Origin of the sequence: Paracoccus sp. 22332 (assembly GCF_052045125.1) — a bacterium.
Classification (GTDB): Bacteria; Pseudomonadota; Alphaproteobacteria; order Rhodobacterales; family Rhodobacteraceae; genus Paracoccus; species Paracoccus haematequi_A.
The window spans coordinates 1-535 of record NZ_JBQEOI010000137.1; the positions used below are offsets into that span (position 1 = coordinate 1).

Annotated in this window: 1 protein-coding gene; it reads left to right on the forward strand. The window is 66.5% G+C overall.

Annotation, left to right across the window (positions count from 1 at the left end; translation table 11 throughout):
* The coding region (locus ACTJI6_RS24215; protein WP_440804342.1) for a hypothetical protein at nucleotides 1–535 on the forward strand (535 nt) is incomplete at both ends.

Consider the following 535-nt stretch of genomic DNA (forward strand, 5'->3'; position numbering starts at 1 on the left):
CGGGTGTGCCCTATGATGTGGACGTGACCCTGACCGACGGCAATGGTTCTCGCACCTATACGACCAATGCCGTGTTGGTCCCGGCAGCGAGTGAACCAGCCTCCTATACCTCGGCTGGCACGGGGTCGGTCTACAATACCACGTCCCAGACACAGCACACGATTGCCGCCGTGCCGCTGGGCGCAGCGAGTGCGGATCGCTACATCGAGCTTGACCTCAATGCGTATCTGATCACCGACAGCACCGCCGTCATCACCGGGGTCAGCATCGGGGGCGTGGTCGCCACGCAGCGGGCGGCCCAGGCGAATGGCAACGAGCCACGCCTCCGCACCGGCCTGTGGCGGGCGGCCGTCCCCACCGGCACGACCGGCGATGTCGTCATCACGCTGGACAAGCCGTCCGCCCTGATCGCGGGGTGCCATGCTTTCAGGGCGATCCGCATGATTTCGGGCACGCCGACCTTCGGGAATATCAGCCCCGGCGCCGGGGCTGTCCTTTCCACCACGGTGGCGACCGCTCCTGGGGACCGGATCAT